This is a genomic window from Limnohabitans sp. Hippo3 (genome assembly GCF_003063665.1).
GTDB lineage: Bacteria > Pseudomonadota > Gammaproteobacteria > Burkholderiales > Burkholderiaceae_C > Limnohabitans_A.
Window position 1 is genome coordinate 664,658 of record NZ_NESF01000001.1, and the last position, 9,920, is coordinate 674,577.

The following is a 9,920-nucleotide window of genomic DNA, read 5'->3' on the forward strand; positions in this document are numbered from 1 at the left end:
CTCGGTGTCAGGGCAGGACTTTGGGCGTGCCGAGTTCGGCGTAGGGTGACTGGCGCCACTGGCGAGAGGCGACCAGGGGAAAGGCCGCTGCACCCGGCAACATGTTCAGGGCGCTCAGTCCCGCATCCTGGGCCAGTGGTCCGCCGCCGCGCAAACCCAGAACCTGCGCGGTGGTGGGCACAGGCGTGCTGGCCAGGGCAGGCACACTATCCTGCAGGCGCTGGGTGGTCTGGATAACCGAGGCCAGCACTTTGGCGTAATTGGGTGCGGTGGCGTAACCGGCCTGCTGCAATGCAGAGGCAAAGGCCTGCGGGTCGCCCAGGCTGCGCATGGCATTCGCATAACGCGGGCTCTGGCTGATCAGGCGGGCATAGTCGTTGAACGACTCCTGGTAGCTGCCGTAAGCACGAAACTGCCCCCGCACTTTTTGCGCAGTACCGTTGATGAATTCGGTGGTCCAGATCTCGGCCACAGGCCCCTTCCAGTTGGCACCCGCGCGGATGCCAAACAGGTTGTGGGAGGTGCGGCCATCGTCAAAACGGATTTCGTGCTGGCCCCAACCGGTTTCGAGCGCAGCCTGCGCCACCATGAACGTGGCCGGAATCCCGCTGGTCGCCTGGGCCTGGCGGGCGGCTTGGGCATGCTGGGCCAGAAAAGCCTTGGCGCCAGCCGAAGCCGGACCGTCCGAAGGGCCTGCCACACGGCTGGCAGGGGCTGTGGGTCTGGGTGTGGAACCCGCCCAAGGGGTGTCCGGCAGGCCCGGTGAATCGGGCTGCAAAGCCTCGGCCATGGCCAAGTTGGTGGCCGACGACAGGTCAATCCGTTGGTCCGGGTAAATCAGGTTGGCGTTGGGAATGCCGTTGTCAGCCGCCACCTTGAGCGCCACGCGGTAAAGCTGATCGCCCGACAGCTGAAGCGATGCCTGCGTTTCCTGCAAGCGTTTTTGAATCAAGCCGCTCAGGGTGTCCCCCGGGCGCACCGTGACCACCTCGCCCGGCTGGGTGAGGCTGGACAAGGCCTGAGAAAATGTCCCCCCCTGTGTGCCTGAACGCGCAGACGCACCCACCAGGCGGTCCGATGATTCGGACGCCGTGGGCGTGAAGGGCGTGACAGCAAGCAGGGTCATGGCATCATGGGCGAACGGCACAGAAGGTGCGCGGACACCGGAAAATTGACGGATATTCCACAGTCTGTGGGTAAAAAAGCAATTTTCGAGCCTGAAATCAAGCTCAGCCCACTCAGAGGATCAACACCTAAGTGGTAAAAACACGCCTGACACGTTTTAACGGACGCATTTTTTGACACCGGTCTTTGCCCGATTCGCCGCCGCAATCCTGGTGGCCTGCTGCCCGCCCGGCGCCCTCGCTGCGCCGGACATGGCACTGCTGCGCGTGAGCGGGTCGAGCCAGCCGACCGAGTTCAACTGCCCGGCCAGCAAGTCACGGGCGTTGGCCAACGCGCCGCGCTCCGGTCCAGTGGCAGAAGATACGCCAGCCAGCTTGGTGGCTGCGTACACAGCGCCCGACCACAACCACACACCCGGTCTCAAAATCGGCCTGTGGGGTGACAGCCACACGGCATCGGGCACCTTCACCGACAAGCTGCTGGAGGCCTTGCGCCTGCCACGCGCACAAACCCACCCCAGCTTCATCGCCCCGACTTTTGGCGTCAAGGGCATCCGACACCCCCTGCGCCGCGCCTGTCTGAGTGACGACTGGCAGCTGAGTCTGGCATTTCGATCGGCCCACGAAAGCCCCCAGGCGTATGCCAAATCCCTGGCCCACCTGGGCAACGACAACCCGGGCGCTTACCTCTGGCTGGACTTTCGCTACCCCGATGCCCAAACCCGCCTGACATGGGCCGACATCCACTTTTCCAAAGACCAGGCCGAGCGCACGCTGGTCCTGGGCATCCGCGTCGATGACGGTGCCGAGGCCATCGTCAATCTGGGGCCCGGCAGCCCCCAGCGCCTGCGGGTGCAGGGCGAGCAAGCCTTTGCCACGCTGCGGCTGCGGGTCATCGCCGGGCAACTGCGCATCGACGGCATCGCCCCGGTATACGAAGGCACAACACAGGTCGTGCTGGATGTGTTCAGCATTCCCGGTGCCACCGCCAAGGGCTGGCGTGTGGTGGACACGGCCCAGCTGCGCCAGCAAGACCCGCTGACTGTCGGCTACGACGTGGTCATGCTGCAATCGGGCACCAACGAATCGCTGGACCCGGACTTCAAGGTCGCGCTTTACGAGGCCCAACTGAGTGCCAGCCTCACCCGCCTGAAAACCGCCTACCCCCGGGCCCGCTGCATCCTGATCGGCCCGCCAGACGCCAAAAGATCGTCCAACACCGTGCGCCTGATCAACGACAGCCAGTTCCGCCTGGCCAGCGCCAAAGGCTGCACCCACTGGCACTGGCAAAAAGCCATGGGCGGCCCCGGTGCCGCACAGCGCTGGCTGGCCAACGGCTGGATGCAAGCCGACCTGCTGCACCTGACGCCCGAGGGCTACACCCAAAGCGCACGCAGCATGGCGAGTGTGGTGCCGATCAAGGGGCGGTGAGTACGAAAAGCAAAAGTGGCAATCAAACGCCTAGCCCTAAAGCTCGCGAGGTAAACGTAGGAAAACGTAGGGTTTAATCACCGTGATGGTGAACAGTCAAATCCCAAGTAGTCGATGCCAATAATTTTGCAATATCTCTATCGCACACTTTTGCACTTGTGCAAAAGTATGTTCGTGGGCGTTTCAATCCTTGCAGGACTGATGTCTGGTCCAACGTTTGCCGCTGAAAACAGCTCGTATATTTTGGAACGTGCGTACTGGCAAGACGACAGTACTCTGGCAGATTTCGACACAGCCCAAAAGCAAATTTACAGGCCATACCAAGGTGATCTAAGCAGGGGTTACACCGACTCAGCTCACTGGGTCCGTTTGCGCATAGCCGCCAGTGAAAGACCCCTTGGGCTGCGCATCACGCCTGCTTGGTTGGATGAAGTCACTGTTCACGACCCGCTCAGTCCAGCTTTCACGGTCAAGGTAGGCGATCACCATCCGGTCCACAAAACAATTTTTCGTGCTCTGGGCCATACCATCGAACTGCGGCCTCACAACAGTCCACGTGATATCTGGCTCCGTCTGGAAACCACCAGTACGCACAGGCTGCATCTTGAAGTTCAGTCAACTGACGAACTCGCTTGGTCGATCACCCAGGAAATATTCTGGGCCTCCGTGCATTCGGCCATTTTGTTGCTGATGCTTGTGGTGCTGATGTCCGCCTGGTGGGTTCAGCGAGACCGTATTCTGGGGGCCTACCTTTTACGGCACATCAGTTTCGCCTACTACGGGTTTGCATTTTTGGGCATGCCAAACTTGCTGCTGTCAGACTGGCTGCCCCCGGCATTCTTTGACAACGCGTTTTCCATCAGCGTAACAACCACGATTTTTCTGGGCGCAAGATTTGACAGCGCATTTTTGTCCACTTACAACCCCAACCCCACTCTACTGAAACTGTTCAAAGCCGCTAGCTGGCTGAGCCTTGGCCTGCTGGTTCTTTTCTTGATGGGTTACGAGCGACTGGCGTTGCAACTCACCATTCACTCCTTGCAAATCATCATTGTGCTTTTGCTGGCCGTCGCCTGGTCCTGTAAACCGGATGCTTCAGTGGTTCAGCTTATTCCTCGCAGAGTGATGCTCGGTTACTACTTTGTACTGATGGGCGTGCTATTTTTTGCACTGCTGGGCATTGTGGGCTGGATGCAAAATGAAGCATGGACACTGTATATCCTGATCGTTCATGGCATGGTGACCGGGTTGGCGATGACGGTTATGCTTTTTTTAAGAGGCCAAAGGCAAACCCTTGAAAACCAACGCACCGAATGGAAGCTGCAAAAAGCCCAAAAAGACATTCAACTGGAACAACAACGCCGTAATGAGCAATCACAATTTCTGAACATGCTCATGCATGAGCTTAAAACGCCGCTCTCTGTGGTCTCAATAGCCCTTGGGACACGCGGTAACCGGGCAGAAAACCTGGCCTTGGCAGGTCAAGCTGTCCAAGAGATGAAAACCATCATTGAACGCTGCGTGCAAGCTGATCGCATGGGCGAAATTGACCTCAAACAAACCATAGAAAAAATTGATCTGCAACAAATGATCGATCAGTTGAGTCAAGTCATCCCCGGTCTTAAGGACAGACTTCAACTCAACTTCCCCACGATAGCTGAACTCAACAGCGACCGGCAATTGTTTCAGATTGTCCTCAGCAACCTGATGGACAACGCCGCCAGATACAGCGACCCACTCACCCCCATCGAGATCGATTTAAAACCGCACCGTGAACAAGATCAAGACGGACTGAGCTTATTCATCAGTAACACGCCGGGTGTGGCTGGCTGGCCAGATTCGGAATTGCTGTTCAACAAGTTTTACAGGTCTTCCGGCGCGCAACGGGAATCAGGCTCAGGCTTGGGTCTTTTCCTGGCACAGCACCTGGCTAAAAGTCTACGCGGCAGACTGAGCTACCGCCCCACCCATCACCTTGTCCAATTTGAACTGTGGCTACCTCTCAACCCCATCTGAACATTGTCTTGGTGGAAGACCATGACATCCTTCGAAAAATGGTCAAGCAAGCCTTGGAAGAGGCTGGCCACCATGTGACAGACCTCTCATGTGCTGAAGAACTGGAGGACGTTGCTGCAGGGCAACCTGCTGACATTTTCCTGATTGATTTGAATCTTCCTGGAGAAGATGGCCTGAGTCTGACAGAGCGCGTACGCGCAGCCTATCCACTTGCCGGGCTGATTGTTGTCACAGCACGGTCTGGCCTTCAAGACAAACTGGAAGGCTATGCCAGGGGAGCAGACCTGTACATGAGCAAGCCAGTGGAAGTGCCCGAGTTGTGCGCAGCAGTCGCCGCATTGGGTCGTCGCCGTCAGAGCATCAGCAGCCTGCTTGAACAGCACCAAACGGAACTGTTCACAGTGACCCAGCAACTCATGCAACTGAGCAAACCAGGCGGCAAGGTTGTCTCGCTGACCGCATCGGAAACTGCCTTGCTGTCAGCGTTCAGCCGAGCACCAGGCTTGCGCATCGCGTATTGGCAAATTGCAGAAACGCTGGGCTTGAATCTCGACACTTACCCCAAAGCCAGCCTGGAAGTGCGCATCGTGCGACTGCGCAAAAAGCTGATCGATGCAGGTGCCAGCGCAACCTGCATCGAATCAGTCAGAGGGCATGGCTACCAATTGTGTGTTTCCATACAAGTGATTTGAGCCCCCTGCGACATGGCTATCGCTTTATTTTTTGCTGATGGGGGCTGCGATCTGAGCCAGATCAACAGCCAATGGTTTGACGCTGATGGCAAATTGCCCATCCAAACCTAATGCTTCAGGCGTCAACTCTCCCAAGCTTGAAAGCAAGCGGTAGCTGCCAATTTTGGTGTCATACAAGGCATTGACTTTGTTGGCCAGGACGCCGTAGTACTCCACTTCGGCATCCAGCACAATGATCGCCGACTCCTTGCCTGCATCGCGCAGGCGCTTGCGATCTTCCATGACGTCTTTGGCAATTTTCGCAGCGCTGTCGAGCAACTCCAATCGCTCAGAGCCGTTCATCAATTGGTTCCAATTGATGCGAATCATTTCCTTGATTTTGTTGGCTGTGATGGACTCACGTGCCTCTTGTTCGTCACGTTCTTTCACAGCAGCGGCTGTACGGTTGGTGGTGTCATTGCCCGAAAAGAGTACCCAGTTGAATTTGAGCAACAAGGATGTTTCTTCCTTTTTGGCCAACTGACTCACATTACGTTCTGAAGCACGCATGGCCACCAAATCCACGGTGGGCGCGAATGCCGACTTCTCCATGTCAATGGATTTTTTGGCGCGCTCAATTTGTAAAGCGGCAGCCTTCAGGCGTGGGTTATTGGCCATGCCCCGCTCAAGCGCAGCCACAATGTTTCCAGGCAACTTCTCTTCAAACGCACCGAAGTCCTGAATAGCGGCCAACACGGGTGGGCGGCCGAAAACCTGCTCGTAGTTGGCAGAGGCATCGCGCAGACCTTGTTCATAAAACACGCGACGCTCACGCACAATTTGCAAACGACTGCGCGCTTGCAACACGTCCACTGCAATGCCGGCTCCGCCCTGGACACGCTTGCTTTCCATGTCGAGTTGTTGCTGTGTGGTCTCTTCGTTCAGCTTGGCCAAGCCGATCAAGGTCTGATAGCGTGCCACCTGCAGATAAGCAGCGATCGCCTCCATCAGCACATCCTGCACTTGTGTCTCGTAATTTTTGGTCTGCAAGGTATTGTCGATGTTGGCCAAATCTACCGATGCTTCGCGACGCCCGCCATTGAAGAGACTTTGCTCCACAGACAGGCCGACTTTTTTTCTGTTCAGATCAGAAGCAGAAGGTGTCGCACTCGGAACGCCCTGACTGTAAGAAGTGGTCGTGATGTCTTCTTTACCCGTGTCACCTGACAAGATGACTTTAGGATAGTAAGCTCCCTTTGCTGCGGCCACACGGTCTTTCGATGCCTGTGTTGCCAGCCGGGCAGCCTTGATGGCTGGGTGGATTTCCAGAACATTTTTCAGTTCAGCCTCCAGAGGGCCTGCGTTGGCTTGGGTGGCCAACAAGCTGAGCACCAATGTGGCAACTGCATTCAGATTTGATTTTTTCATGGTTTCTCCTGACCTAGGGTCTTGTAAAAAGGAAGGTTAAATTTCACGGAAAGCTTCGTGTTTGAGCTTCATGACGGGACGCAGCAAAGACCAAAATACAGACTGGGTGTCGACCTTGATGTCCACCTCGGCTGTCATGCCAGGCGAAATCGGCATGACGCCGGCTGTATTGCCCAAGTGAGATCGCTTGGTGCTCACCACCACACGATAAAACTGCTCTTCGTTACGGCCTGAATCGGTGTCTGCACCAATGGCGGTCACATGGCCGTCCAAGCCCCCGTAACGGTAAAAGTCATAAGCCGACACTTTGACCAACGCGGCCTGGTTCAGCATGACCAAGCCACGATCAGCAGGGCTCAGCTTGAGCTCCACCACCAATTGGTCTTTCAAGGGCACAACCTCCATGATGGGTTCACCGGACTTGACCACGTTCCCCACCGACTGGTACTTAACGTTTTTCACCACGCCATCAATCGGCGCCCGAATGATGGCGCGACCCTCTTGGTCCTGTGCACGGTTCAGGTCCTCAGTCAGACTGGCCATTTTCCGCTCCAGCTCGGTGCGCTCATCGGTTGCACGGCGTCGGAACTTGGACTCTTCCTCGCGGCGGCGTGCCATAGCTTCATCCATGCCAGCTTGTGCACCAGGAATCGCCTGGCGGGTACTTTCGATGTCACCTGTCAGTCGCTCTACTGCACTGCGCCTTTGAAAGTGTTCCAGTTGTGAGACCAGTTTGTCTTTGACCAAACCTTCGGAAATGGCCAACTCTTGCTGAGCAATGCGCAAACTGGCCTCCAGAGAAGCCAACCTTGCGCGCAACTCTGCGACACGCTGTCGACCTTGGGTGATCTGCCCATCAATGGCGGACAAGGTGTTCATGTGTTCAGCGCGTCGGGCCTGGAATGTGGATCGCTCAGCATCTGCCACTGGCTGGTAAGCGGGATCCAGATCGGATGGCCACCGCGCCTCGGTGCCCATGGCTTCGGCTTGCAGTCGAATTTGTGCCAGACGAAACGACGCCATACGCGCGTTCAACTCAGCACCATTGACCCCGCCCATGGCCAAGTCCAACTCGACCAAAGGCTCACCCATCTTGACTTCCTGGTTTTCTCTCACCAAAACGGTTTTGATGATCCCGCCTTCCAAATGCTGGATGACCTTGACTTTGTCATAAGGCACCACTTTACCCTGCGCAGTGATCACGCGGTCCAAGTGGGCAACAAAAGTCCACAACAGCAGGAGCAACATAAAAAACAAAATACGCCGGTCCCACAAACGCCAATAAGGCTCACCATGTTGTTCGACAACGTCATCGAGTGGCCAACGCTTAGACATTGGACACCTCCTGCGCAGTCTGCGCCGGTGCAATACCCAACTTAGGCAACACCTTGGCCGCAGGGCCGGCCATCAGCAATTTGCCCTTGTCCATCACCATGATTCCTTGACATTGCCGCAAGAGATACGGGCTGTGCGTGACCACCACGATGGTGTGATCTTTCGCCATGTCTTTGAGTGTGGTCACAAACGACTGTTCTGCCACCGGGTCCAGATCGGCAGTGGGTTCGTCGAGCAATAGAACCGCTGGATCGTGCAAAAGCACTTGCGCAATAGCAATGCGCTTGCGCTGCCCGCCAGAAAAACGCCCGCCCCCGTCCCCAACCTGGCTGCCATAGCCATCAGGCAGATCAATCAAAAAGTCATGGGCACAAGCCAGTTTGGCTGCCCGAACGATGAGGGCGTCGTCCGCATCCGGATCAGAAATCGCGATGTTGTCCCTGACAGTGCCCGACAACAATTGCACCTGCTGCGGCAAGTAAGCGACCCAACGTGCCAAATCTCTGTGTGCAAACTGGGCCATGTCAGCACCATCCAGCAACACGCGACCTTGAGCCGGCACATACAAGCCACGGAGCAATTTGAGCAAAGTGGATTTGCCACTGCCATTGGGCCCAACCACGGCATGCAGACCACCCGGTCCCAACTGGCCAGACAACTCCTGAATTTGCGAATGCTTGCTGCCCGGATAAGAAAAACTGATGTTTTCCATGACCAAGGTACCAGAAGGTCGTGGCATGCGCACATCGGTTTCCGTACGGTCCAGTGGGATGTCAAGCAGTTCACCCAAGCGCTTTTTAGCGGCCAGAAACTGCCCCCATGACCGCCACTGACCTACCAATTGAACCAAAGGGGCCACCATCTTGCCGCCCAAAATATTGGCGGCAATCAAGGCACCCATCGTCATGAGCTGGCTGAGAATAGCCAAGGCACCCACACTGGTCACAACCACGGTATTCAAAACCGTCATCTCGGTGGCCAGATCGCGGTAACGGTCACTCTCCCGGCTGCGCTCCAGTGAGTCGGCCATCCAGCGGGCGTAGTGGGTTTCCCATCGCCGAGTGGCGGCACTGTCTGCCCCCATGGCTTTGAGGTGAATACGCGCTTGCCCCAATTCCGCAATGGTGGCATCACGAGACACCATGCGCTCTTTTTCTTGTTGACTCTTGTCTTCGGTGTCACGACCGGCCAACCACGCCAACACGCAAAAAGCAATCAGCGTCAACAGGGCAACAGGCAACACAGGCAAAGCGATGATGCCAATCATGATCAAGGACAAGAGCAAAAACGGCAGATCAATGATCAGCAAAGCCATGCCACCAGAACACGTCGAGCGCACCAACTCAATGTCGCGAAAAACCGACTGCCAATAAGTGGCGTTGCGCTTCTCCAACTCCAGCGCTGGCAAATGCATCAAGCGCTGAAAAACGCTTCTGGCGATGGCCACTTCCAGACGCCCCCCCACTCTCTGCAAAAGCAGCGCTCGGCCATGGCGCATCGTGTAATCCACAACCACCACAAACAACATGCCTAAAACCAAGGCCACCAAAGAAGAGTAACCCGCGTGGGCCACAACCCGGTCGTACACCTGCAAAGAAAAAAGCGCCGTCAACAAGGCCAAAATGTTGATGGCCAGCGCCATTACCACGGTTTGCCGGTATGCAGGGCGCATCTGAAACAACAAGTGTTGTAACCAGTCACGCCCAGGGGCTTCAGCGGCGAGCTGCGGGGCTACAGCCAACTCATAAGCAGCCTCATCTTTGGCGGTGAGGAAATGCCACAAGCGACTGCCCCAGACTTTAGTCAAGTCTTGACCTGTGACAGCCAGGCTTTTCAGCTGCTGCAAACGGGTCAGGCTTGGCTCACCTGGATCGCCCCCCACAGGGGGCTGTTGTACTTCTTGAACTGTCATTGA

At 56.5% G+C, this 9,920-nt stretch carries 7 protein-coding genes; 3 read left to right on the forward strand and 4 right to left on the reverse strand.

Annotation, left to right across the window (positions count from 1 at the left end; genetic code table 11):
* Window positions 1–7: 7 nt before the first annotated feature.
* Window positions 8–1,126 (reverse strand): flagellar assembly peptidoglycan hydrolase FlgJ, encoded by a 1,119-nt coding sequence (gene flgJ, locus B9Z34_RS03150; RefSeq protein WP_108426622.1) that lies wholly within the window; start codon window positions 1,124–1,126, stop codon window positions 8–10.
* 250 nt (window positions 1,127–1,376) lie between these two features.
* On the opposite strand from flgJ, the gene B9Z34_RS03155 reads away from it, so the two are divergent.
* The 3 genes from B9Z34_RS03155 to B9Z34_RS03165 all read left to right on the forward strand — a co-directional run bounded on the left by B9Z34_RS03155 (window position 1,377) and on the right by B9Z34_RS03165 (window position 5,263).
* Window positions 1,377–2,555 carry a GDSL-type esterase/lipase family protein gene (locus B9Z34_RS03155; RefSeq protein WP_146179614.1) on the forward strand — a complete coding sequence of 393 codons (1,179 nt, stop codon included), beginning with the start codon at window positions 1,377–1,379 and terminating at the stop codon, window positions 2,553–2,555.
* Window positions 2,556–2,729: 174 nt separating this feature from the next.
* A complete protein-coding gene (locus tag B9Z34_RS03160) occupies window positions 2,730–4,571 on the forward strand; it encodes an ATP-binding protein (RefSeq protein ID WP_158268692.1) in 1,842 nt (613 codons plus the stop codon).
* Window positions 4,547–5,263 carry a response regulator transcription factor gene (locus B9Z34_RS03165; protein WP_199220047.1) on the forward strand — a complete coding sequence of 239 codons (717 nt, stop codon included), beginning with the start codon at window positions 4,547–4,549 and terminating at the stop codon, window positions 5,261–5,263. Before B9Z34_RS03160 ends, B9Z34_RS03165 begins: the two co-directional genes overlap by 25 nt.
* 24 nt (window positions 5,264–5,287) lie before the next feature.
* On the opposite strand, the gene B9Z34_RS03170 is transcribed toward B9Z34_RS03165, so the two are convergent.
* From B9Z34_RS03170 to B9Z34_RS03180, 3 genes are all read right to left on the reverse strand, one after another.
* On the reverse strand, window positions 5,288–6,670 hold the full coding sequence (locus B9Z34_RS03170; RefSeq protein ID WP_108426626.1) for a TolC family protein: 1,383 nt from the start codon (window positions 6,668–6,670) through the stop codon (window positions 5,288–5,290).
* Window positions 6,671–6,706: 36 nt separating this feature from the next.
* Window positions 6,707–7,918 carry an HlyD family type I secretion periplasmic adaptor subunit gene (locus B9Z34_RS03175; RefSeq protein WP_199220048.1) on the reverse strand — a complete coding sequence of 404 codons (1,212 nt, stop codon included), beginning with the start codon at window positions 7,916–7,918 and terminating at the stop codon, window positions 6,707–6,709.
* Between the two features lie 79 nt (window positions 7,919–7,997).
* Window positions 7,998–9,917 (reverse strand): peptidase domain-containing ABC transporter, encoded by a 1,920-nt coding sequence (locus B9Z34_RS03180; RefSeq protein WP_199220049.1) that lies wholly within the window; start codon window positions 9,915–9,917, stop codon window positions 7,998–8,000.
* Window positions 9,918–9,920 lie beyond the last annotated feature (3 nt).

What these genes read in the sequence shown, in the direction of transcription:
- flgJ (WP_108426622.1), bottom strand. Translation starts at nt 1,126, where the DNA reads ATGACCCTGCTTGCTGTCACGCCCTTCACGCCCACGGCGTCCGAATCA.
- B9Z34_RS03155 (WP_146179614.1), top strand. Translation starts at nt 1,377, where the DNA reads ATGGCACTGCTGCGCGTGAGCGGGTCGAGCCAGCCGACCGAGTTCAAC.
- B9Z34_RS03170 (WP_108426626.1), bottom strand. Translation starts at nt 6,670, where the DNA reads ATGAAAAAATCAAATCTGAATGCAGTTGCCACATTGGTGCTCAGCTTG.
- B9Z34_RS03175 (WP_199220048.1), bottom strand. Translation starts at nt 7,918, where the DNA reads ATGTTGCTCCTGCTGTTGTGGACTTTTGTTGCCCACTTGGACCGCGTG.
- B9Z34_RS03180 (WP_199220049.1), bottom strand. Translation starts at nt 9,917, where the DNA reads ATGACAGTTCAAGAAGTACAACAGCCCCCTGTGGGGGGCGATCCAGGT.